The 23,998-nt window shown below is 65.2% G+C and carries 14 protein-coding genes; 11 read left to right on the top strand and 3 right to left on the bottom strand.

Annotated elements, in window-relative coordinates:
• The 3 genes from AC3WN8_RS24210 to AC3WN8_RS24200 form a co-directional block, all read right to left on the bottom strand.
• Positions 1 to 2,142 (bottom strand): TonB-dependent receptor, encoded by a 2,142-nt coding sequence (locus tag AC3WN8_RS24210; RefSeq protein ID WP_492672064.1) that lies wholly within the window; start codon positions 2,140 to 2,142, stop codon positions 1 to 3.
• 144 nt (positions 2,143 to 2,286) lie between these two features.
• Complete coding sequence (locus tag AC3WN8_RS24205) at positions 2,287 to 3,045, bottom strand: GntR family transcriptional regulator (RefSeq protein WP_492672063.1); 759 nt, start codon at positions 3,043 to 3,045, stop codon at positions 2,287 to 2,289.
• 466 nt (positions 3,046 to 3,511) lie between these two features.
• Positions 3,512 to 6,319 (bottom strand): M13 family metallopeptidase, encoded by a 2,808-nt coding sequence (locus AC3WN8_RS24200; protein WP_492672062.1) that lies wholly within the window; start codon positions 6,317 to 6,319, stop codon positions 3,512 to 3,514.
• Positions 6,320 to 6,483: 164 nt separating this feature from the next.
• On the opposite strand from AC3WN8_RS24200, the gene AC3WN8_RS24195 reads away from it, so the two are divergent.
• From AC3WN8_RS24195 to AC3WN8_RS24145, 11 genes are all read left to right on the top strand, one after another.
• Positions 6,484 to 7,059: an RNA polymerase sigma factor gene (locus AC3WN8_RS24195; RefSeq protein ID WP_492672061.1), complete on the top strand. Its 576-nt coding sequence runs from the start codon at positions 6,484 to 6,486 to the stop codon at positions 7,057 to 7,059.
• On the top strand, positions 7,034 to 8,002 hold the full coding sequence (locus AC3WN8_RS24190; RefSeq protein WP_492672060.1) for a FecR family protein: 969 nt from the start codon (positions 7,034 to 7,036) through the stop codon (positions 8,000 to 8,002). Before AC3WN8_RS24195 ends, AC3WN8_RS24190 begins: the two co-directional genes overlap by 26 nt.
• 114 nt (positions 8,003 to 8,116) lie before the next feature.
• Complete coding sequence (locus AC3WN8_RS24185) at positions 8,117 to 11,332, top strand: TonB-dependent receptor (protein ID WP_492672059.1); 3,216 nt, start codon at positions 8,117 to 8,119, stop codon at positions 11,330 to 11,332.
• Between the two features lie 10 nt (positions 11,333 to 11,342).
• Positions 11,343 to 11,843, top strand: coding sequence for a hypothetical protein (locus AC3WN8_RS24180; RefSeq protein ID WP_492672058.1), 501 nt, complete (start codon positions 11,343 to 11,345; stop codon positions 11,841 to 11,843).
• Positions 11,844 to 11,848: 5 nt separating this feature from the next.
• Positions 11,849 to 14,290: a prolyl oligopeptidase family serine peptidase gene (locus AC3WN8_RS24175; protein ID WP_492672076.1), complete on the top strand. Its 2,442-nt coding sequence runs from the start codon at positions 11,849 to 11,851 to the stop codon at positions 14,288 to 14,290.
• A 78-nt stretch (positions 14,291 to 14,368) separates the two neighbouring features.
• Complete coding sequence (locus tag AC3WN8_RS24170; protein ID WP_492672057.1) at positions 14,369 to 16,048, top strand: alpha/beta hydrolase-fold protein; 1,680 nt, start codon at positions 14,369 to 14,371, stop codon at positions 16,046 to 16,048.
• 11 nt (positions 16,049 to 16,059) lie between these two features.
• Positions 16,060 to 16,782: a hypothetical protein gene (locus AC3WN8_RS24165; protein WP_492672056.1), complete on the top strand. Its 723-nt coding sequence runs from the start codon at positions 16,060 to 16,062 to the stop codon at positions 16,780 to 16,782.
• Between the two features lie 138 nt (positions 16,783 to 16,920).
• Positions 16,921 to 17,511, top strand: a complete 591-nt coding sequence (locus AC3WN8_RS24160; RefSeq protein WP_492672055.1) for an RNA polymerase sigma factor — start codon at positions 16,921 to 16,923, stop codon at positions 17,509 to 17,511.
• Entirely contained in the window at positions 17,483 to 18,454 is a 972-nt protein-coding gene (locus AC3WN8_RS24155; RefSeq protein ID WP_492672054.1) for a FecR family protein, read from the top strand. Before AC3WN8_RS24160 ends, AC3WN8_RS24155 begins: the two co-directional genes overlap by 29 nt.
• A 291-nt stretch (positions 18,455 to 18,745) precedes the next feature.
• Positions 18,746 to 21,994: a TonB-dependent receptor domain-containing protein gene (locus AC3WN8_RS24150; protein ID WP_492672053.1), complete on the top strand. Its 3,249-nt coding sequence runs from the start codon at positions 18,746 to 18,748 to the stop codon at positions 21,992 to 21,994.
• 60 nt (positions 21,995 to 22,054) lie between these two features.
• The gene (locus AC3WN8_RS24145; RefSeq protein WP_492672052.1) at positions 22,055 to 23,995 is read left to right on the top strand and encodes a S9 family peptidase; all 1,941 of its coding nucleotides are present in this window, start codon (positions 22,055 to 22,057) and stop codon (positions 23,993 to 23,995) included.
• The last annotated feature ends 3 nt before the right edge of the window (positions 23,996 to 23,998 follow it).

Here is a 23,998-nt window from a genome sequence, read left to right as displayed (position 1 = left end):
TCAGTATTTCACGATCGCGCGGATGCCATAGGTGCGCGGCTCGCCGACGCGGCCGACGATACCCGCGGCGAAGCTGGCGGTGCTGGTCACATAGGCCTTGTTACCCAGATTGCGGCCGAAGGCGATGATCTGGAAACGGTCGCCCGGGAAATTATAGCCGATGCTGCCATTGACCAGAGCATAGCCCGGCTGCTGATCGAGCCCGGCATTCAACGCGGTGAAATATTGCCGCGTGCGGTGGCTATATTCGGCGCGGCCGAAAACCGATCCGTCGCCCACCGGCACGTCGACCTGGGTGTAGAGCGTATAGGCCCATTTCGGCGACAGGTTCAGGTGATTGCCCGACGCGTCGAACGGGATGTTTCCGGGCTTCAGCGCGTTGGTGTAGTTTTTGTAGACCGCGTCGAGATAGGCGAGGTTGGCGCCGACCTGCAGCCATTTTGTCGGGCGCAGTTCGGTCTCGATCTCGACGCCGTCGACGGTCGCATCGGCGGCATTGGTGATGTCGATCACCCCCGGGGTCAGGAACGACTGAACCTGCAGGTCCTTGTAATCATAATGGAAGAAGCTGGCGTTGACGCGCAGCACACGATCGAACAGGTCGAGCTTCGCGCCGGCCTCGTAGCTCCACAGCGTCTCGGGCGCGAAGCCCTGGGCCGGATTGACGCTCGAGAAATTGAAGCCGCCCGATTTAAAGCCCTTGGTGGCGGACGCGAACAGCATCACATTGTTCGTCGGTCGATATTCCAGGCCGATCTTGGGGGTCCATGCCTTGTAGACGCCGTCCGTCGAATAGGTGCGCGGATAGGTCGCCAGCGGCAGCCCGGTCGGCAGCGAGAAATTGGTGGCGACCTGGTCGAAATCCTTGCGCTCGCGCGTGTAGCGGATGCCCGCGGTCACCGAGAACTGGTCGGTGAGCGCATAGGTGCCCTGCGCGAAGGCGGCGACGGCACTGGTCTGGATGACCGGTGAGAAATTCGCGCGGACCGTCGGGAAAGTGGTGACGCTCGAGTCCACCTTGATGTTTTCGCTGAAATAATAAAGCCCGGCGATATAGGTGAGGCCGCCGGTCTTGCCGGTCAGGTTCAGCTCCTGCGAGAATTGGCGCTGGCCTTCGAACTGGTCGGTGCGGCGGGTGTTGACCGCGGTGCCGTCGGTGTCGCCGACCTGGATCAGCCGGTTCTCGCGATAGGCAGTGAGCGACTTGAGCTGCATGTCGGGGCCGAGATCGTAATTGATCTCGCCGGCCATGCCCCATTGCTCGCGATCGGACGCGGAACGGATGTTGAGCGCCACCTTGCGATAATCGCCGACGATGCTGTTGGCGAGCGGGTCGGTCGTCGTCTGCAGCATCTTCACATAGCCGGCCAGCGCATCGTCGGAGCGCAGATAGTCGGCACGCAGGATGATCTCGAGCGGTTCGCTCGGCGTGAAGCGGATCTGCCCGCGCGTGCCATAGGTCTTTTCATTGTCGACATCGCCGACACCGGGCGCGATATTCTTGAGATAGCCGTCGCGGCGCGTGCCGATGAGCGAGATCGACGCCGCCACCTTGTCGGTCACCAGCGGGCCGCTGACAAAGGCCTCGGCGCGCATCAGGTCGTAATTGCCATAAGTGATCTGGCCCCGGGCGGCGAAGTCGTTGCCCGGCTTGCGGCTGATCACGTTGATCGTGCCGCCGACCGAGTTGCGGCCGTAAAGCGTGCCCTGCGGGCCGCGCAGCACTTCGATCCGTTCGACGTCGAGGAAATTGCTGAGATAGCTTGCCGGGCGCGCGAGATAGACGCCGTCGAGATGGATTGTCGACGATGGGTCCGATCCGCCGAAGACATTGTTCGATCCGATGCCGCGAATATAGACCTGGGAGAAGGATGCGTTCTGCGTCACCTGCAGATTGGGCGTCATCGTCGTCAGGTCGCGCACGTCTTTGACGCCGGTCGCGCTCAGCATCGCGTCGCTGAATGCGGTGATCGAGATCGGCGTATCCTGCAGGCGCGAGGCGCCGGTCTTGTTCGCGGTCACGATGATGTCGCTGCTGCCGAAATTATCGTCGGCCTCGGCGCTATCCGCTTGCTGCGCAAAGGCCGGGCCCGAAACGCTGAGCAGGAGCCCGGCCTGCAATGCCCGAAGAAAAGCCCTCATCTCGTCCCTCCCTGTCGACGCCCTGTTTGGCTGCCGGAATGGTGGGAAGAGACCATGATTCGTCGATCGTTGCAACCGAATTGTCGACGATTTGACCATTTAAGGTCATATTTATGCTTCAGAAGTGCAATATCGTCGACAATTTCAACGCGATGGCGCTTCTCCAAGCAGCAAGGTGATGCACCAGTCGCCATGGTAGCGCATGACCGCCTCACCCGCGGCGGCGTCGCCGGCGAGCACCGCGTCGGCCATGCGCTGGTAATTGCTGACATATTTGGGCGCGTGGACGTCCAGATCGATCGTGCTGGCGAGGAAGCGGTTCCAATATTCGACGTTCACCGCGCGCATGACGAAGTCGACATAGGGGCGCTCGGAAATGGCGTTCAACAGATAATGGAACTCGTTGAGGACCAGGTAGAATCGCACTTTCGCAGCCATCTCCGCACCGATCAGGGCTTCGCCGGCACGGCGGATCGCGGCCATCGCCGCGACGACGCGCTCGGCATTGTCGCCCTCGCCGATGCGCAGCGCGGCACCGCGCACGCCGACCGCGGCGACGGGCGCGCTGACCTCGTAGATGCCGGCGAGGTCGCGGATGGTGAGCGGGCGGAGGATCGCGCCGCGATCGGGATGGAGTTCGACCATGCCCTGGCCCGCCAGCACCGCCAGCGCCTCGCGCACCGGCGCGCGGCTCAGCCCGAGTCGCTGCGCGAGTTCGGACGCGATGATCCGGCTGCCCGGCGTCAATTCGCCCGCATCGAGCGCGTCCATGATCGTCGCATAGACGGTCTGGACCAGCGACGTCTTCAGCCCGCCATCGGCAAGCTGCTTGGGCGAACCGAATGGCTGGGCGGCCACGGCCGGTGGTGTCGCGCCGCCCTTCGCCCCAGATTTCCGACCCATTCCATCTCCCCTTTAATTGCCCGATCGGACATGCCCGACGCTGCGCTCTGTCGGATTGTCGACGATCCTGCCGCAACCGGGTAGCGCCGGCATGTGTCCGGCGTCCAGCAGGCAGGTGGAAAATGCGTCGTCATTCCCGCGAAAGCGCACTGGTGTCCGGGATTATTGGGCAAGGGGGCGAGCGCATATTTGCGATGATCGCAGCCGAAACATCGCTGTTGAGACAGGATTCGGATCTCGCCGCAGTGATGGTTTTTGCCACCCTCACTCCGTTCATCCCGAGCGAAGTCGAGGGACTAAGCCGAGCGCAGCCGAGGCTACTGGGGCATGTGGTCCTCGGCTTCGCTCGGACGGCTCCCTCGACTTCGCTCGGGATGAACGGGTTTTTGGGTCTCGAATACATCGCCTCGGCCTCCTCTCCAGAATGCGGCCGAAGTTAGGGTATCGCGCTAATCGCCTTCGCAAATCACCAGATCCGCACGCGCTCTCCCGGGGCCAGATACAGCGCATCGCCGGGTTTCACGCCGAACGCGTCATACCAGGCATCGATGTTGCGGACGACGCCGTTGACGCGGAACTGCTCCGCCGCGTGCGAGTCGAGCAGGATCCGCAGCCGGGCGGTCTCGTCGCGCTGGCGCGACCGCCAGAGCTGGGCGAATGCGTGGAAGAAGCGCTGCTCGCCGGTCAGTCCGTCGATCACCGGCGCGGGCTTGCCGTCCAGCGACATGCGATAGGCGTCGAGCGCGAGCACCGCGCCGCCAAGATCGGCGATATTCTCGGCCATGGTGAGCTCGCCGTTGAGCGGAAAGCCGGGCAGGGGCTCGTAGCGCGCATATTGTGCGCCCAGCCTCGTCGCCTCGGCGCGGAAGCGCGCATCGTCCTGCGGCGTCCACCAGTCGCGCACTTCACCTTTCGCATCGTAGCGGCGACCGATCGTATCGAAGGCATGGCTCAGTTCGTGCCCGATCACCGCGCCGATCGCGGCATAATTGGCGGCGGGATCGGCGGCCGGATCGAAAAAGGGCGGCTGCATCAGCGCGGCGGTGAACAGCACTTCGTTGCGGCTGCCATTATAGGTCGCGTCGACCAGCGCGGGTGTGATCTGCCATTCGGAACGGTCGACCGGCCCGGCAAGCCGCGCGACGCGCATATCCCAGTCGAAGGCGCGTCCGCGGCGCAGATTGCCATAGGCGTCGCCGTTGACGACCTCGAGCCCGGCATAGTCGCGCCACTCATCGGGATGGCCGACCTTGCGCAGCAGCCCGGCGATCTTGGCATGCGCTTCCCTGCGCGTTTCCGGCCCCATCCGATCGAGCCGGTCGATCCGTGCCGCCGCTGCTTTTTCCAGATTGGTCAGGAGTTGCGTCACCGCCTGGCGTGTGGCGGGCGGCAGATGCCGTTCGACATAGCGGCGGTTGAGCGCGTCGCTCATATAGCGGTCGAGCGTCAGCACGGCGCGGCGCCAGCGCGCGGGCATGGCGGGCGTGCCCTGCAGCGCCTTGTCGCGGAATGCGAAGCGTGCCGCACCGAAGCGCGCGGGCAGGATCTCGGCGGCATTGTCCGCATAAGAAAAGGCCTGCCAGGCCTTGAGCGTCTCGACCGGGGTCGCCGCGAACAGCGCGGCGAGCCGGACGATCGCGCTGTCCTGCGCCAGCACGACGCTATCGGCGTCCTTCAATCCGGCGGCGGCAAGGAAGGGGCGCCAGGCAAAGCCCGGTGCTGCGGCTTCGAGCGCCGCCACCGTCATCGGATGATGGGTGCGTTCGGGGTCGAGGCTGTCGGCGCGGCTCCAGCTCGCCTGCGCGATCTGCGCCTCCAGCGCCACGACGGCTTCCGCGGCGCGCTCGGCGTCCGTCCAGCCCGCCAGCTTCAGCATCGTCGCGACATAGGCCTGGAAGGCGCGGACATCGGCCTGATAACGAGCATCGAGATAATAATCGCGATCGGGCAGCGACAGGCCGCCCTGCAGAAGCTGGATGGCGTAGCGATCGGGATCGCGGGCATCGGCGCGGATGCGGAGCTGGAACAGCGATCCGGCGAAGCCGCGATTGGCCGTTCCCATGATCGCGGCGAGCGCGCCACGATCGCGCGCGGCGCGCACCGCTTTCAGATCGGCGTCGAGCGGCGCGGTACCGCGTTTTTCGATCCGTGCTTCGTCCATATAAGCGGCATAGAAGCGGCCGAGTGCATCGGGTTGCGCTGCCGTCGACGAGTCCACCAAGATCGCGTTCTGACGCTCGCGGGAGAGATCGTCGAGGATCGAGAACCAGTTCTGGCGCGGCCGGTCCGCGGGGATCTCCATCGCCGCCACCGCGCGCCCTTGCGCGAAGCGATAGAAATCGTCGCCGGGGCGAACCGCCGGATCGCCGGCGCCCGGCGCCAGACCCCAATTGCCATGGACGGGCGCCGCCGCCGAGCGTCCGGCTTCCGCCGCCAGCTCATCATGGGCGACCTGCTGCAATGCGCTGGCCTGGGCGGGCGATATGCCCAGCTCGGATGCGGCGATCTCCTTCTCGCCCAGCATGCGCGGATCCTTGCCCGTCACGCGGCCGAAAACGACCAAAGCCTCCAGATAATAGCCGTAAGTGCTGCCATGATAATGGTCGTACGCCCATAGATCGACCTTGCCGGCATCGATCCCGTCATAGGGATTGGCGTCGGCCACCCCGGTCTCGATCGCGCGTGTCCAGGCCTGCCCGACGGGGATGATGTTGCGGATCGCGGGCGTCGCCGCGGCTGCGAGATCATAAGCGCGGCGGACGTCGAGCGCCATCGCGCCGATCGGCCGGCCATACCAGCGCCCGTTCGGCAGCCAGGTCTGGTCGGCGCGCGACCAGGTCGCGGTCAACCGCACCTGCACCGCCGGATTGTGACGGCGGAACAGGTCGGTGAGCAGCCCGGCATAGGTGATTGTCGAGCTCGCATCGCCCGGCTTCTTCGCGTCGAGCATGCTCAGCCCCTGCATCACGACATGGTCCCAGTGCCGGCCGATCACCGACGCCTTGTCGGTCAGGTGGAAATCCAGCCCCTTGCTCGGCGCGGTCTCCAGGCTCACCTCGTAATCCAGCCCCGCCTGGCGCGTGAACATCTCGAACAATGCGGGCACGCCGCCGATGCGCTGGTCGTTCAGATCGGTGACGATATCGGATCGATAATGCTGGACCGGCGAATAGGCGCCATAGGTGAAGCTGTTGCCGATGAAGAGGATGGTTTCGGCCTGGACCGGCGCCGCGCCCATCAGCGTGAAGCCCAGAAGCAATGCTTTGATATTCATCGATATTCCTGCCCATGTCTCGCATGCGTCACGCGTGAGGCTGCTGCGCGTGAAAGTCGCGATCAAGACCGGCAAAAATATATTGTCTTTGCCGAAGGAACGCGCTTCCCCGTTCGTCTGGGCTATGCGTGTCGACTGCAATGGAAAGGGAGTGAGGCGGGGGAATGAGTGGCCGGCATCAACGCCTCGTCGCCTGGGTCTCGACCCAGGTGATGCCGCATGAGCCGGCGGTACGCGCCTGGCTCAAGCGGTCGATGGTGTCGACCGAGGATGCCGACGATCTGATCCAGGAAGCCTATGCCAATCTCGCCTCGCTCGATGCCTTCGAGCAGATCGCACGGCCCGACGGCTATTTCTTCCAGATCGTGCGCAATCTGCTGACCAGCCAGATCCGGCGCGCGCGCATCGTGCGCATCGAAAGCGTGGCGGAGATCGACACGCTCGTCGCCGGATCGGACGATCCGTCGCCCGAGCGCGTCACCGCGGCGAAGCGCGAGCTGGAAATGGTGCAGCGGGTGATTGCGGGGCTGCCCGATCGCTGCCGGCGGATCTTCGAGATGCGCAAGATCGAGGGCCTGTCGCAGCGCGAGATCGCGGACCGGCTGAAAGTGACTGAAAGCATTGTGGAGAATGACGGGGTCAAGGGCATGCGCCTGATCATGCAGGCGATGCGCGAGACGGGCGAACCGACATTCCCCGGAAAGAAAGCGAATGATGAGCGACCGGCAAAGCGCAACTGAGATCGAGGAACAGGCGGTGCGCTGGGTCTGGCGCATCGACTGCGAAGGGCGCACGCCGGCTTTGCAGGCGGAGCTCGACGGCTGGCTGGCGGGTGACGTCCGTCGTCGCGGCGCCTTGCTTCAGGCGGAAGCGACCTGGCTGCTGCTCGATCGCGGCAGTCAGCTTCAGGCCGGAGAGCCCGAGCCCGTCGAAATCGAGCGCACGCGCTGGTTCACGCCGCGCCGCGCGATCTTCGGCGGTGCGGGGGCGCTCGCGGCATCGCTCGCTGCCGCCTTCCTGTTGATGCAGCCCGACGCGCGTTACGACACTGCGGTCGGTGAGATCCGCCGCGTGCCGCTGGCCGACGGGTCGGCCGCGGTGATCAACACGCAAAGCGCCGTCGATTTCGACGCCGAGAGCGATCGCCGCATCGTCCGGCTGGCGCAGGGTGAGGCCTGGTTCCAGGTCGCGAAGGACAAGAAGCGGCCCTTCGTGGTCGAGGCGGGTGATGTCCGTGTCCGTGCGGTCGGCACTGCCTTTTCGGTGCGCCGCCGCGATGGCGGCGCCGATGTGCTCGTTACCGAGGGCGTGGTCGAGACCTGGGTGGTGGGTGCCGAGGGGCATCGCGTCCGCGTCGCCGCCGGCGCGCGCGCCTTCGTCGCCGACAATGCCGCGATCACCAGCCGCGTCTCCGCACCGTCGGAGATCGATCGCGCGCTCGCCTGGCGCAACGGCAAGATCGATTTGAGCGGAGAGACGCTCGACTGGGCGGCGGCCGAGTTCAATCGCTACAATGCGCAGGAACGCATCGTCGTCGACCGCAGCCTTGCCGGCGAACGGCTGTTCGGCGTGTTCCGCACCGACGATCCCGAGGGCTTCGCTTCGGCGGTGCGGATGAGCCTGGGCGCCCGGATCTCGCGCGATGCCGAGGGCCGGATCACGATCGCCGCTGCCGGAAAATAAGCGGGTTGCGGGCGCGCGACGGAAAAAAGACGGTTTGGTGAAAAGGAAAAGTCCGCGCCCCCCGTCTGTAGTGTTCGAGGCGTGACGACGCCATCGCATCGAATGGGGGTTTATATGTCTTTCCGGTCCATCCAGCTTCGCGGCGGCCTGTCCGCCGTTGCCGTCATCGCCACGATCGCCGTCGCCGCGCCCGCCGTCGCGCAGGCCAAGCGTTTCGATCTGGCGGCGCAGCCGGCCGCAACCGGGGTTGCGGCGTTCGCGCGCCAGGCCGATGTCCAGGTGCTGATCTCGGCGGGTGACGCCCGTGGCCGCCGCACCAATGCGGTGCGCGGCGCACTCACCGTGCCGCAGGCGCTCGATCAGCTGCTGCGCGGCACCGGGCTCGTCGCGCGCATGACCGGATCTCAGACCTATAGCGTCGTCGCGGCGGCGCAGGCCGCGGCCGTGGAGGCGCCGGCGACCGACGATGCGGAGGCGGACCCCATTCTCGTCACCGGTTCGCGCATCCGCACCGCCGCCAATGACGCGCCGGCGCCGGTGTCGGTCGTTCCGGCCACCGAAATCCTCGGCAAGACCGGCCGGACCGCGCTGGGCGACGAACTCAACGAACTGCCGCAATTTCGCTCGACCCTGTCGCAGGCGTCGTCGACCGGCAACCAGCCGCCAAGCCAGGTCGGCCTCAACCAGCTCGACCTGCGCGGTCTCGGCACTTCGCGCACGCTCGTTCTCCAGAATGGCCGCCGTCATGTCGCCGGCTCGCAGGTCGTCTCGCAGCCCGACGTCAACGCCATTCCCGTCGAACTGCTCGACCATGTCGAGATCCTGACCGGCGGCGCATCGGCGGTCTATGGCGCGGATGCCATCGCCGGCGTCGTCAATTTCGTGCTCAAGGACGATTTCGAGGGGCTGGCGGCGCGCGCGCAGGGCGGCATCAGCGCGCGCGGCGATGCCGGCGCCTATATGGGCTCGATCACCGCCGGCACCAATTTCGGCGGCGGGCGCGGCAATATCGCGGCCAGCGTCGCCTATGCGCGCCGCAACCAGCTTCGCTACGATGCACGGGAGTTTTCGGCGAACCAGGCGAGCTTCGTGCCGAATATACTCGATACCGATCGCACGCGCCCGGCCGGCTCGCCGCCCGACGGCATTCCCGACCAGATCCTGATCACCAAGCTGCGATTGCTCGCCACGTCCAATGGCGGCACCATCGTGCGCAGCACCGCGACCAATCCCCCGGGCATTTATCGTTTCGCGCCCGACGGCAGCCTCAACCTCGCCAATTTCGGCAATGGCCATTTCCTGCCCCTGGCCCCGGTCAGCGATGGCGGTGACGGGCTCAATTCGATCGGCACCAGCACGCTGCTGCCCGACAATGAGCGTTTCTCGGTCAATCTGGTCGGCCATTACGACCTGTCGGATTCGCTGCGCTTCTTCATCGAGGGAAAGGGCGTCTGGCAGAATGCCAGCACCTGGGGGCAGGGCACGTCGAGCAGCCTGACGCTCTCCACCGCCAACCCCTTCCTGACGCAGCAGGCACAGGCGATGCTGGCGACGTTGATCCCAGGCGGCGGCAACTTTTCGATGAGCCGGATCAACGACGATCTTGGCGTGCAGGGTGAACGCACCAAGCGGACGACCCTGCGCGGCGTCGCCGGATTGAAGGGTGATCTATCCGATCGCTGGAGCTTCGAGCTCTCCTATAATTACGGCCGCACCGAAGTGACGTCCGACTTCTACAACAGCATCTATCCCGCGCGCATGACGCTGGCGGCGGATGCGGTGCGCGATACCGCGGGCGTGCTCGGCACGCGCGATGCGATCGTCTGCCGCGCCCGGCTCCAGGCGGGCGGCGTGCCGACCGGCAATGCCGCGATCGACACCTGCGTCGCCGCCAACGTCTTCGGCAATGGTTCGATCGACGCAGCGGCGCGCAATTATCTGACCGTCGACACGCGCGCGACCGGCCTGTTGCAGCAGCATGTCGTCGGCGGCTTCGTCACCGGCGACACCGACGGCTTTTTCCGCCTGCCCGGCGGCCCGGTCAAGCTGGTGGCGGGTTTCGAATATCGCGACGAAAGCACGCGCTATTCGCCCGATCCGCGCGATCTGGCCGGCCAGACCAGCTTCACGGGTTTCCAGCCGATCAAGGGCTCGCTCGACGTGATCGAGGGCTATGGCGAAGTGAAGCTGCCGCTGCTTGCCGACGTGCCCGGCGCGCGCCTGCTCGAACTGAGCGGCGCGGTGCGTGTCGCCAAATACAGTCTGGCGGGCGTCAACACCGAAGTCTCATGGGGCGGCGGTGCGGTCTATGAACCGATCGAAGGCTTGCGTTTCCGCGGATCCTATCAGCGCGCGGCGCGCGCGCCCAATCTCGCCGAGCTGTTCCAGCCGACGGTGGGCACGCGCTTCAGCGTCTTCGATCCCTGCTCGGTGGGCAACATCAACCAGGGCACGACGAAGCGTGCGGACAATTGCCGCGCGCTCGGCATTCCCGCGGGCTTCGTCGCGGGCACGATCGGCTCGACGGTTCCGGGTTCCACCGGCGGCAATCCCAATCTCGACGTCGAAAAGGGCACGACCTGGACGCTCGGCATGGTGCTGACCCCGCGCTTCCTGCCGGGCTTCTCGCTCACCGTCGATTATTACAACATCAAGCTGACCGACGCGATCACCTCGATCCCGGTCAACACGATCATCAACCAGTGCGTCGATTCGCCGACGATCGACAATGTCTTCTGCCCGCTGATCACGCGTGATCCGACGACGCACGAGATCACCGACATCGCACAGCGCGCCGTCAACCTGACCAAGCTGACCGCCTCGGGCGTCGATGTGGAGGCGCGCTATGGCTTCCCGGTCGGGCCGGTGCGCGTCGATTTCCGCGCGGTCGGCAGCTATGTGATCGATCGCGACGATTATCTGTCGCCCACCCAGCCCGATTTCCCGACCCAGCAGGTGGAAACGGTCTCGCGTCCGCGGATCGCCGCCAATTTCGGCACGACGCTGACTTATGGTGCGTTCAGCCTCGACCATGATCTGCGCTATTTCTCCAGCCAGTATCGCGGCCCCGTCGCCAATTTCGAAAGCGTCGGCGGCCAGCCCGCGCTCAACCCCGATTCGCTGCCGCCCGAATATCGCAAGACCGGCAGCCGCTTCGTTCATGATCTCCGCATGGGCGCGATGATCAACGAGCGCAGCGAATTCTATATCGGCATCGACAATCTGTTCGACAGCAAGCCGCCGCTCGGCATCTATGGCGCGGGTTTCGGCGGGGCGAATTTCGATAATGTCGGCCGCTTCTTCTATTCCGGCATCTCGCTGAAATTCTGAAGGAAGACCGATGCGATTGTCGATGATCGTGGCGGCGGCGCTTTTCATGGCGCCGTCCGCTTCCCTTGCGCTCGACCCGAGCTGGACGGGCACCTGGCATGGCGTGCTCCAAAATTTGCCGGGCCGGGCGGGCGCCGAGCGGATCGACGTGATCTTCGAGGCGGGCAAGCTGCCCGAGCGCGAGGGTGAGTGCGCGACCTGGCGGACGCGTTATCTCCACGGTTCGGAACTGCGCCACCTCAAGGACTATCGGCTCTGCCGGCTCGCGGGCGAGGGCGAATATACCGTCGACGAAGGTGACGGCATCAAGCTGCCGACCCGGCTGCTCGGCGACACGCTCTATTCGATCTTCAAATATGACGATCACCTGCTCACCGTGATCACCCGCAAGCGCGGCGACATGCTGGAGCAGGAGATCATCTCCGCGACCGATCAGCCGGCCGCCAAGGGTGTCGTCACGCTGCATCCCAGTTCGGTCCAGCGTACGACGCTCAGCCGGGCCAAGCCGTGAAAGTGATGCGTGCGTTCGCGGCTGCGGCGGCGCTGCTGCTTTCGGCCGCGGCGCCCGCCCAAAGCGACGATCCCTATCTCTGGCTGGAGGAAACCCAGGGCCAGCGCGCGCTCGACTGGGTCGCCGCGCAGAATGCGCGGTCGCGCACCGCGCTCGAAGCCGGCAAGACTTTCGATCGCCACAAGCAGGACGCGGCGGCGATCCTCAACGATCGCAACCGGCTGGCAATGCCGCGCGCCGCCGGCGCCGATATCGTCAATTTCTGGCAGGATGCGAACAATGTGCGCGGCCTGTGGCGCGCGGCGGAGCGACGCGGCTTCGTTGCCGGGGCGCCTTTATGGCGGACCTTGCTCGATCTCGACGCGCTGGCCGCGCAGGAGAAGCGCAACTGGGTCTGGCGCGGCGCGACGTGCCTCGCGCCCGAGCATCGCCGCTGCATGGTCGCGCTGTCCGACGGCGGCAAGGATGCCGTCACCTGGCGCGAGTTCGATCGGGTCGAGGCCCGCTTCGTCGAGGGCGGCTTCGTCACGCCCGAGGCCAAGGCCGATCTGGTCTGGCAGGATGGCGATCATCTGCTGCTGGTCTCCGATTTCGGTGCAGGCACGCTCAACAGTTCGGGTTATGGCCGCCAGCTGCGCCGCTGGACGCGCGGCACGGCGCTGGCCGATGCCGCCTTGCTCTACGAAGCGCCAGCGACCGATGTCTGGCTGCGGCCGATCGTCGAGCGCAACCATGTCCTGATCCTGCGCAACCGCACGACCTGGGATGCCGAACTGCTCCATCTCCGCGCCGACGGGCGTACCATGCGCGCGCCGCTGCCCGAGGATGCGACCTATCAGGCGATGATCGGCGATCGCGTGATCGCCCGCCTGCAATCGCCGCTGCGCGATCTGCCCGCCGGCGCGCTCGTCGCCTGGCGGCTGACGGCCGCCGTGCCGTCGCTCGAAACCGTCTATGTGCCGGCCGCGGGGGAATCGATCGTCTCGGTCGCCGCCACACGGTCGACGCTCTATGTCGGGCTGCTCCACAATGTCGCGGCACGGCTGGTCGCGCTGCGCGCCGGCCGGCCGCCAAAGGCGATTCCGGTGGCGCCCGACAGCGCGCTCGCTTTGGCCGATGCCGATCGCGATGGAGAGACGCTCTTCTATGTCGTCCAGGGCCTGACCCGGCCGGAGACGCTGTACGCGCTGGCCGATGGCGGCGCCCCCGTCCGCATCGCATCGGTGCCGCCGCGCTTCGATGCGGCGCGCTATGCGGTGTCGCAGCATTGGGCGGTCTCGCGCGACGGCACGCGCATTCCCTATTTCCTCGTGCGGCCCAGGGATGCCGCGGGTCCGCTGCCGGCGTTGATCCATGCCTATGGCGGGTTCCGCCAGCCGAGCCTGCCCACCTATCTGTCCGCGATGGCGCAGCTCTGGGTGGAGGCGGGCAATGCCTATGTCATCGCCAATGTCCGTGGCGGCGGCGAATTCGGCCCCGCCTGGCACGCCGCCGCGATCGGCCCCGGCCGGCAGAAATCCTATGACGACGTCCATGCCGTCGCCGAGGCGCTGCGTGCGTCGCAGGCCGCGTCGCGCGTCGGCATCTATGGCGGATCCAATGGCGGGCTGCTGGCCGGCGCCGTCTTCCTCCAGCGCCCGGGCCTCTACGACGCGGTGGTGATGAGCGCGCCGCTCACCGACATGAAGCGCTACAGCAAATTGCTCGCCGGCGCGTCATGGATGGCCGAATATGGCGATCCCGATCGTGCGGGGGACTGGGCCTGGCTGCGGCTTTATTCGCCCTATCACAATATCCGGCCCGACCGCGCCTACCCGCGGCCGCTGATCCTGACCTCGACCAAGGACGACCGCGTCCATCCCGCCCATGCGCGCAAATTCGCGGCGCGGCTGGAGGAGCAGGGCCATGCCTTCTACTATTACGAGAATGTCGATGGCGGCCATTCGGGCACGGCCAATCGCAACGAGCAGGCATATCGCACCGCGCTGATCCTGAGCTATCTCGACCGCGAACTCGGCCGCAAGCCCGCCCCGCCGGGTCCTGCACTGGACAGCAACGCGCTCTACGCGCAGCAATCCTATCTGACCGGCCTCGCCTCGGATGCCGGCTGGCGGACCACGCCGAGCGGGTTGCGTTACCGGATTGCGCGCGCCGCCGCCACCGACGCGCCGCGCCCTCTCCCCAGCGATCGCGTGACCGTGAATTACGAGGGCCGCTTCATCGACGGCCGCGTCTTCGACAGCAGCTATGCGCGCGGCGAGCCCGCGACCTTCCCCGTCGCCGGCGTCGTTCGCGGCTGGCGCGAGGCCTTGCCGATGATGCGCGTCGGCGAACAATGGGAAATCGCGCTGCCCGCCTATCTCGGCTACGGCTTTGCCGGACGCGGCGAGATTCCCGGCAGCGCGACATTGGTCTTCAGGATCGAACTGCTCGCCATCGCGCAATAACTTCCCCCAAATCTCCAATGGCGGATTGTCCGCGGCCGTGCATCATCCCGGTATGGGATTGGGTCGAGGGGGGTATCCGTGCAGCTAAGCTGGATCGCGAAAAGGATCGTTCTGGGCATCGGCGCGCTGCTGGCGTTCGCCATGGCGATGCCGGCACATGCGCAATTGCGCTTCGAGGTGACCTTGCCCGCCGGCGCTGCCAAGGGTCCGGTCACCGGTCGCCTGATCGTCGTCACCGCGCGAAGCGATACGCCCGAGCCGCGGCTCGCCATCGGCATGAACGGGCCGCCGGCCTTCGGCGTCGATGTCGAAGGATTGAAGCCCGGCGAAACCCGGATCGTCGATGCCAAGGCCGACGGCTTCCCCTTCGATCTCTCCAAATTGCCGGCGGGCGACTATAGCGTCCAGGCGCTGCTGATCCTCTATACCGAGGCCAAAAGGTCCGATGGCCACACCATCTGGGTGCCGATCCCCAAGCAGCGCGTCATCGCGTTCCAGGCGCCGGGCAATCCCTATAGCAAGGTGACCAAGCTGCGGCTCGACCCCGCATCCGCGACGGTCGTGCCGCTGTCGCTGACCGAGAAGATGGGGCCGGTTCCCGAGGAGCCCGACACCCCCTGGATCAAGCGCGTCAGCATCAAGAGCAAGATCCTGTCGGACTTCTGGGGCGTGCCGATGACGATCGGCGCCGAAGTGCTGCTGCCCAAGGGCTGGGCGGAGAATCCCAAGGCGCGCTATCCCGCCATCTACACGTTCGGCCATTTCGGCGGCCCGTTCAATTTCGACGCCGATCCCAAGAGCGACAGCGATCGCGCGCGCGCCGCCGCGGCGGATGCCAACGTCAAGACCGGCTATCAGTTCGCACAGGAATGGATGGGGGATAAATTCCCGCGCATGGTCGGCATCGCGCTGGTCTCGCCCGGCCCCTATTTCATCGAGAGCTATGCGCTCAATTCGGCCAATAACGGGCCCTGGGGCGATGCGATCACCAAGGAATTGATGCCCTATCTGGAAAAGACCTTCCACCTGATCGACCAGCCCTATGGCCGGATCGTCGAGGGCGCCTCGACCGGCGGCTGGGAAGCGCTGGCGATGCAGCTCCATTATCCCGACCTGATCGGCGGCGCCTGGGTGTTCAATCCCGATCCGATCGATTTCAGCCGCTACCAGCTGACCGACGTCTACAAGGAAGACAATATGTTCACGCTGCGCGTGAACGAATGGAATGCGACGGAAAAGCCGTTCCGCCGCAGCCGCGAGGGCCATCCGCTCTTCCCGTTGCGCAGCCTTGCAGCACTTGAGGGGATGCTGGGGTCCAAGGGGCGCTCTTACTACCAGCTCGATATCTGGCAGGCGACACACGGCCCGGTCGGTGCGGACGGCTATCCCGTGCTGCTCTTCGACAAGAAGACCGGCGCGATCGACAAGAGCGTCGTCAAATATATGCGCGAGCATGGTTATGACCTGTCGGCCTATGTCCGCGACAATTGGCCGGTGCTTGGCCCCAAGCTGCGCGGCAAGCTCAATTTCTTCGCCGGCGAGATGGACGATTTCTACCTCAACCTCGCCGTCTATCGCTTCCAGGACATGATGGGAGAGGTCGCGGGCAAGGATTATCCGATCCGCTTCGAATATGGTCGGCCGAAAAAGGGCCATAACTGGCACCATACCGACTGGGCGGGCGTCGTCCGCGAAGTCGCCGACCATGTCCGCAAGACCGCGCCCGCCGGCACGTCGGTCGCCGACTGGAATTATTGAGGGGAATGGCGATGGGACCGAAGGGCAAGAGGCTGGCACTGATCGGCGCTGCTTTCCTCGCCGGCGCCGCGATCCCCGCCGCCTGGGTGATGGCCGATGGCGGGCCGGCCAAGACGAACTTCGACGAGATCAGCGTGAAACGGATCAACATCGTCGAGCCCGACGGCAAATACCGCCTGGTGCTGGCCAATTCCGAACGCTTCCCCGGCCTGTTCATGGAGGGCAAGGAATATAAGCATCACAGCCGCACGGGCGGCGGCATGCTGTTCTTCAACGACGAAGGCGATGAGGTCGGCGGCCTCAGCTATGGCAGCAGCACCGTGGGCGACAAGCGCGCGGCGAGCGGCAGCCTGATGTTCGACCAGTACAAACAGGATCAGACCGTCGGCCTGCAATATAGCGAGGGCAATGGCCGGCGCACCGCAGGGCTGCGCGTCTGGGATCGGCCGGACTGGTCGATCAAGCCGCTGATGGAAATGAGCGACGCCGCCGCCCGCGCGACGACCGATGCGGAAAAGCAGAAGATCCGCGGCGAGATGCAGGCTTTCGCCATGTCGAAGGGCGGCATGGGGCAGGAAAGGCTGTTCGCGGGCAAGACGCAGGAGGATGCGATCGTCCGGCTCGCCGACAAGAACGGCAAGCCGCGGCTGCTGCTCAAGGTCGGCGCGGACGGCGCACCGAGCATCGAATTCCTGGATGAGAGCGGCAAGGTGGTGAAACGCATCACCCAGTGAAGGCCGCTCCGATCCGGAATCACGCGCCGGGGGCTTGCCTCCGGCCGTTCGTGTATGTGCACATATCAGGTAACATTTTGATTTATTTCAAAAAACTTTCACGATCCTGTCATTTTTCCTTGACGGGCGACCCGATCGATGATGCCATTGCGCGCGATGGATCATCAGTCCCGACTCCGCTGGTTTGCGCGCGAAGTGCTTCCGCACGAGTCCGACGTGCGCAAATGGCTTGCCGGGCGCATTCGGGGGCTGACCTCGTGCGACGTCGACGAAGTGGTGCAGGAGGCTTATGCGCGGATCTGGTCGGCGGATATCGACGCGATCGGCAATGCCCGCGCCTATCTGTTCGTCACCGCGCGCCATATCGTCGGCGAACAGATCCGCCGCTCGCGCATCGTCGCGATCGAACTCGTGGCGGATTTGGAATCGCTGAACATCATAGATGACGAGATCGGCGCGCATCGCCGGCTAAGCGGGCAGGAGGAAGTGGCCAGGCTCCACGCGATCCTGGAGGGGCTTCCGCCCAAATGCCGGCAGGCCTTCCAGCTCAAGAAGTTCGACGAACTGTCGCAGCGGCAGATCGCCGAACGGATGGGGATCGCGGAGAGCACGGTCGAGAAACATCTTGCCAAGGCGCTTCGCCTGGTTTCGGAAGAAATGAAGAAGACGCCGGATGTCGGCGCAAAGGATAGACGGTCTGGTGAGCGCAGGTTCTGGAAGTGGGGCTGACATCGACGTCCAGGCGACCGCCTGGGCGATCCGGTCCGCTGAACGCCAGCTAGACCCGTCCGAAAGCCAGGCGCTCGAAGCCTGGCTTGCCGAGCCGCGCCATCTCGGCGCCTATGTGCGTGCCCAGGCGCTCTGGCTCGATATCGATCGTGTCGCCTCGCTCGACAGCGGCTCGCGCATCGAGGCGCCGGTCGTCGAGGGTCGCCCGAAACGCTGGCCGCGCTACGCGATGGCGGCCTCGCTCGCCGTCGCGCTGCTGGGCGGCGGCGTCGCTTACGACCAGCTTGCCGGCCGGGTCTCGACGGGCAAGGGCGAAGTGCGGGAGATCGCGCTCGATGACGGTTCCACCGTCGTGCTCAACGGCGATTCCGCGATCCAGGTCCGTTATGAGGATGATGTGCGGCGGATCATCCTCCGGCGTGGTGCTGCCTATTTCAAGGTCGCGCACAACAAGGCGCGCCCCTTCATCGTCGATGCCAACGGGCTGGCGGTCCGCGCCGTCGGCACCGAATTCGCGGTCGGCGTCGAGAACAAGGAAGTCGAGGTCACGGTCGAACAGGGCGTCGTCGCGGTCGCCGGCGTGCCCGGCAATGCCGCACCGCGCTATCTGAAGCGCAACGAACAATTCGTCGCGGCCGCGACCGGCCCGCGCAAGGCGGTGCTCGAGGCCGCCGATGTCGAACGGATGACCGCCTGGCGTCGAGGGTTGCTGGTGTTCGAGGGACAGCCGCTCGGCAAGGCCGCGGCCGATGTGAACCGGCATTCCGACCTGCATGTCGTGATCGACGATCCGACCCTGGCGCGCGCCGAATTCATGGGCGTCTTCAAACTGGGCGATTCGCGCGGCTTCGCAACCGCGGCGGCGCGCGCATTCAATGCCGATGTAGTGCAGAACGGACAGGAATTGCGGCTGGTTCGCCAGCAAAATTCGCCTTCGCACTGAGCGATTGTTTGGAAATGCGCCTTTGGCGCATCCCGCACCGCCCTCCACAGGCATTCCAACGATGCTTCGCATCGTCGGAACCTTGGCCTGCTCCGCCCACTCCCCCACCCGGCCTCCCAACGGCAGTATCATCTGGGAGGCCGGGTGGGGGAGTGGGCCGGTGCGGCCTTGGAAATGTGCTCTTCCGCACATTTCCCAAACAGGCTCTAAGCGAATAGCGGATTTCATCGCACCGTCACTCTTCTGCAATGGAGGCGATTGGTTCGCACTCTCGGGGCAGGGAGAAACTCGATGAATTGGGGGCAATCAGTTCGGTTCGGCAAGCGCGCGATCCTGCTCGGTGGCGCAGCGGCGCTGCTCTGGGCGGCGCCGGCGGCAGCACAGGACAAGCAACGCTACAACCTGCCCGCGGGTGACGCGAGTTCCGCAGTGCAGCGGCTGGCGATCCAGTCCGGGCTGCAGATCATGGCGCCGAACGACGATCTTTCGGGCGTTACCACAAATCCCGTCCAGGGCAGTTACACGCCGGTTGAGGCTTTGCGTCAGATGCTGGCCAACAAAGGCCTGACGGTCAGCGTGTCCAGCGAAGGCACGGTCGTCATCCGCAAGGCGGGCGCCGAGGGTGAATCCCGGGATGGCGCGAGCACCGGCGGCGAGATCGTCGTCACCGGATCGCGCATCGAACGCACCGGCTTCGATACGCTCCAGGCCGCTTCGACCACCGACGCGGCGGAGATCGCGCGCCGCGGCTATACCAATGTTCTCGAGGCGCTGCAGGATACGCCTGGCTTCGCGCCGGCGGACAACAGCCAGATCGGCACCGCGCAGGGCAATCTGGGCGTGGCCCAGAGCTTTGCCGACTTTTTCGGCCTTGGTTCGCAGCGCACCTTGACGCTGGTCAATGGTCGACGCTTCGTATCTTCGAACACCGTTTCGGGCACCGGGAGCACCGTCAGCCCGGGTTCGCAGGTCGATCTCAATCTCATCCCCGTCGGGCTGATCGAACGCGTCGAGACCGTCGCGATCGGCGGTGCGCCGGTCTACGGCACGGACGCGATCGCGGGGACGGTCAACGTCATTCTGAAAGAGGATTATCACGGCCTCGAACTGACTGGTCAGACGAGCATCAGCGATCGCGGCGATGCTGCCAATCAGTCGGTGCGTGCGTTGTTCGGTCGGAACTTCATGGAGGGGCGCGGCAATATCGTGCTGGGCGCCGAATATGTGCGGCAGGAAGGCATGCTGCTCAGCGGCCGTTTCCCGCGGCTCGTATTGGCGTCATCGGGTAATACCGACCGCAATGACGGCATCGCGGCGCAAAAGGTCGTCGATCGGCGTTTGGCGATCCTCTCCGAAGGGGGGTTGCCCTTCCGCCCAGGCACGTTGACCAATATCACCCAGAACGGCGTGCCGATGCAGTTTGCGCCGAACGGAGACTTGGTGCCGCTCAATCTTGGCGCGCGCTATATCGGCGATCAGGGCGCGTATCGCGATGGCGGCGATGGCTTGAATCCTGCCGATCACGCGCTGCTGCTGTCGCCCAATCATCGCATCCTGCTCAATGCGATGGGCAATTTCGACATTACCGACGGGATCAATTTCTTCGTCGAAGGATCCTATGCACATACCAGCGGTACGAAGCTCAGCGATCTGTTCCAATATGCGTCCGGGGGCCTGGGCGGGCCGCTCCTGACCTTCAGCGTCGACAATCCCTATCTGTCGCAGCAGGCGCGGAACATATTGGTCGCCAACGGCCTGACGAGCTTCCGCCTCGATCGTAATCTCAACGACATCGCGGACAGCCGGCCGGCGAAGACCGAACTCGACGTTTATCGCATCGTTGCCGGCTTCAAGGGCGAGTTCGCCGTCGCCGGTCAGAAGTGGAATTGGGATCTTGCCTATAATTATGGGCGCAGCCGCAATTCGTCCGAGTTCAACCAGATCAACCGGACACGTTTCCTGCAGGCGATCGATGTCGTCGGTACGCCGGGCAATGTCACCTGCCGTGTCGGCGGGAGCTGCATCCCGCTGAACCTGTTCGGCCAGAATGCCTTCAGTCCCGAAGCGGCGGCTGCGGTCATCGATCAAGGCGTCGGCATCAGTGTCAACGAACTCGAGGCATTCACGGCGAATATCGGTGGCAAGCTGCCGTTCGGTATCGCCGAGCCGATCTCATTCAGCATCGGTTACGAACATCGTCGAGAGGCCGGCTATTTCGCGGGCAACGACATCATCAATGGCGGCCTCACTCTGTTGGGCGGCGCACTCGGCTTCCCCGATGCGCCCAAGGCCAGCTTCAACACTGACGAGATCTACGGCGAAACGATCGTGCCGTTGATCGACGACGAAATGGGCGTGCCGCTGATCCGGTCCGCCCAGTTCGAGGGCGCGATCCGTTATGTCGATCATTCGACGGCGGGCGGCGACATCACCTGGTCGGCCGGCGGTCGGCTGGAGCCGCGCCTGGGGGGCGTGCTCGAAGGGATCACGCTGCGTGGCGTCTATACCCGCGCCATCCGTTCGCCGTCGCTTGTCGAGCTGTTCCTGAACTCCACACCGACCGCGCGCGCCGGCAACGATCTCTGCGACCGAACCCGCATCGACAGCGGCCCGAACCCGACGGCTCGTCGCGCGAACTGTACGGCGGCGCTTGCGGCCGTGGGCGTGACGAATGTGGCGGGTTTCGCACCGACGACGGACGGGGCATCACCATTCGGCACGGTCGGCGGCAACCCCAATCTGGGTAATGAAAAGGCGAATAGCTGGTCGCTCGGCGTTGTGTACCAGCCGCCAGCGATCCCGGGGCTGCGCTTCTCGATGGACTATAGCAGTGTCAAGCTGCGCGGAGCGATTTCGCGCTTCACCTTGGCCAGCGCGCAGTCGGCTTGTTATGACAGCACCAATTATCCCAACGAGGGTGGTTGTGACGCTTTCAGTCGACTGACAGCGGCTCAGGCGGCGGCCCAGAGCGCGGCGACGGGTCGGGCTCGCATCGCTGGCGATATCGCCGACAATTATCTCGAATCCTACTACAATAGCGCGGTAACCGATTTCGAGGGTATCCTCGGCGAACTCCAATATACGATGGAGGTCCCCAACATCGCATCGTCGTCGGGTGAGGTCGGTCAGCTCCGCTTCGGCATCAAGGCATTCCACGTCGCGAAATACACGTCGCAAACGTCGGGCGCAGCGCCGGTTCTCGATTCGGCGGGCGAAGTCGGGACCCCGTCCTGGCGGCTCAATGGCCGGATCGGCTATGCGTTCGATCCCTTCGATCTCGATGTCCAGGTGATGTGGACCGACAAGGTCAAGGCGAGCAATACGCTGACGATCGAGGATATCCCGATCCTCAACGTGCCGGCCTATACGATGGTCAACACCTCTCTGGGCTTCCGGGTCGCCGAGAATTTCCGCCTGCAGTTCAGCGTGCGGAACCTGTTCGACAAGAAGGTGCCCTACGAGGCGATCGTGCTCGGGCAGTTCGGCGCTTATGATCCGATCGGGCGAACCTTCCAGGCGCGTGCGTCGGTCAATTTCTGAGGCCATTGCCGGGCGGTGCTCCCATGCCGCCCGGCCACCCATGTCGACTTTGGGGGGATGATGCGGATATCCTTTTTGCCGGCCCTGACGGGCCTTCTCGCTGCGTCCTTGCTCGCCCCCGCCGTCGCGGGGGCGAAGGACTATACGATCGAACAGCTCATGGCCGGCGATTCGATCGGCGGCGTGTCCTGGTCGCCCGACGATTCCAGGCTGATCTTCACCAGCAACCGGACGGGCATCGCCAATATCTACGTCATGCCCGCGACGGGCGGTCCGGCGACGGCGCTCACCAATTCGGTCAAGGAGACGGTGAGCGCGATCAGCTATTTTCCCGATGACGAGCGCATCCTCTTTTCGAGCGACCAGGGCGGCAACGAACTGGCGCATATCTATGTCCGCGAGCTGGACGGCACCACGCGCGACGTGACGCCGGGCGCGAAGCATGTCGCACGCTTCGTCGAATGGGCGCAGGACGGCAAATCCTTCTTCGTCCAGACCAATGAGCGCGATCCTCGCTATTTCGATCTCTACGAGATCAAGGCCGACGGCTATGCCAAGACCCGGCTGTTCGAGAACGACAAGGCCTATCAGGTGCGCGCCGTCAGCGCCGACCGCCGCTATGTCGGGCTCAGCCGCATCGTCGATAACGCGACCAAGCATTGCTATGTCTATGATCGCACCGCGGCGAAGCTGATCCAGCTCACCGCCGAGGGCAAGCCGGTGGCATGCGAGCCGCAGAGCTTCGCGCCCACCGGCTCCGAACTCTTCTACACCACCGATGACGGCGGCGAATTCACCTTCCTCGTCCGGCAGGATGTGGTGACGGGCAGGCGCGTCACCGTCTTCAAACCCGATTGGGACGTGTCGGGCGCGGGCTTCTCGCGCGACGGGCGCACGCTCGTCGTCTCGGTCAACCAGGATGCACGGTCGCATCCCTGGCTGCTCGACGCGAAAAGCTTCAGGCCGCTGCCTTTCATCAATCCGATGCCCGACGCCAGTGTCGGCCTGCTGCTCGCCAACCATGCGAAAAAGGCGGTGCTGCGCGCGTCCAACGGCGCGACGCCGGGCGATGTGCTGATGCTCGATCTGGCGACGGGCAAGCGCACGCCGTTGCTCAGCGCGCGCTCGCCCGAGGTCGCGCCGGAGGATCTGGTGCCCGGCAGGGTGGTGCGCTTCAAATCCTATGACGGCGTCTCGGTGCCCGGCATCCTCTATGTGCCCAGGGGCGCGAAGGCGGGCGACCGGCTGCCCGCGGTGATCCACGTCCATGGCGGGCCGGGCGACGAAAGCGCGATCGGTTATCGCCCGCTCGTCCAGTATCTCGTCAATCACGGCTATGTCGTGTTCGAGATCAACAATCGCGGCAGCAGCGGATCGGGCCGGACTTTCTATCATCTCGACGACAAGCGCCATGGCGACGCCGATCTCGACGATGTCGTCGCGGCCAAGGCGATGCTCGCCGAGACCGCGTTCGTCGATCCGGCAAAGGTCGCGATCCAGGGGCAGAGCTATGGCGGCTATATGGCCCTGGCCGGGCTGGCCTTCCGGCCCGATGCTTTCGCCGCCGGCGTCGATCTCTACGGCGTGTCGAACTGGCCCAGGCTGCTCGCCAACACGCCAAGCTGGTGGGAGGATCTTCGCCGCCTGCTCTTCACCGAGGTCGGCGATCCCGAAAAGGATGCGGACTATCTGAAGAAGATCTCGCCGGTGTTCCACGCCGCGAACATCCGCAAGCCGCTGCTCGTGCTCCAGGGCCAGAACGACCCGCGCGTGCTGCCCACCGAATCGGAGGATATCGTCGCCAGGGTCAAGGCGAACGGCGTGCCCGTCGACTATGTCGTCTTCCCCGATGAAGGCCATGGCTTCCGCAAGAAAGCCAACCAGATCGTCGCCTATCGCACGATCAAGGCGTTCCTCGACCGATATGTGAAGGGCACGCCGGCCGCCACCGCCGATGCCGGACAGGTCTCGCCGATCGGCGACTTCCCGATCGGCCGGTGAGAG

This window comes from Sphingobium sp. FW305-3-2-15-F-TSA7, assembly GCF_058787155.1.
This window is presented reverse-complemented; position numbering and strand designations above follow the sequence as displayed.

Coding starts and splice junctions, on each gene's coding strand:
- AC3WN8_RS24210 (WP_492672064.1), bottom strand. CDS start 2,142: ATGAGGGCTTTTCTTCGGGCATTGCAGGCCGGGCTCCTGCTCAGCGTT.
- AC3WN8_RS24205 (WP_492672063.1), bottom strand. CDS start 3,045: ATGGGTCGGAAATCTGGGGCGAAGGGCGGCGCGACACCACCGGCCGTG.
- AC3WN8_RS24200 (WP_492672062.1), bottom strand. CDS start 6,319: ATGAATATCAAAGCATTGCTTCTGGGCTTCACGCTGATGGGCGCGGCG.
- AC3WN8_RS24195 (WP_492672061.1), top strand. CDS start 6,484: ATGAGTGGCCGGCATCAACGCCTCGTCGCCTGGGTCTCGACCCAGGTG.
- AC3WN8_RS24190 (WP_492672060.1), top strand. CDS start 7,034: ATGAGCGACCGGCAAAGCGCAACTGAGATCGAGGAACAGGCGGTGCGC.
- AC3WN8_RS24185 (WP_492672059.1), top strand. CDS start 8,117: ATGTCTTTCCGGTCCATCCAGCTTCGCGGCGGCCTGTCCGCCGTTGCC.
- AC3WN8_RS24180 (WP_492672058.1), top strand. CDS start 11,343: ATGCGATTGTCGATGATCGTGGCGGCGGCGCTTTTCATGGCGCCGTCC.
- AC3WN8_RS24175 (WP_492672076.1), top strand. CDS start 11,849: ATGCGTGCGTTCGCGGCTGCGGCGGCGCTGCTGCTTTCGGCCGCGGCG.
- AC3WN8_RS24165 (WP_492672056.1), top strand. CDS start 16,060: ATGGGACCGAAGGGCAAGAGGCTGGCACTGATCGGCGCTGCTTTCCTC.
- AC3WN8_RS24160 (WP_492672055.1), top strand. CDS start 16,921: ATGATGCCATTGCGCGCGATGGATCATCAGTCCCGACTCCGCTGGTTT.
- AC3WN8_RS24150 (WP_492672053.1), top strand. CDS start 18,746: ATGAATTGGGGGCAATCAGTTCGGTTCGGCAAGCGCGCGATCCTGCTC.
- AC3WN8_RS24145 (WP_492672052.1), top strand. CDS start 22,055: ATGCGGATATCCTTTTTGCCGGCCCTGACGGGCCTTCTCGCTGCGTCC.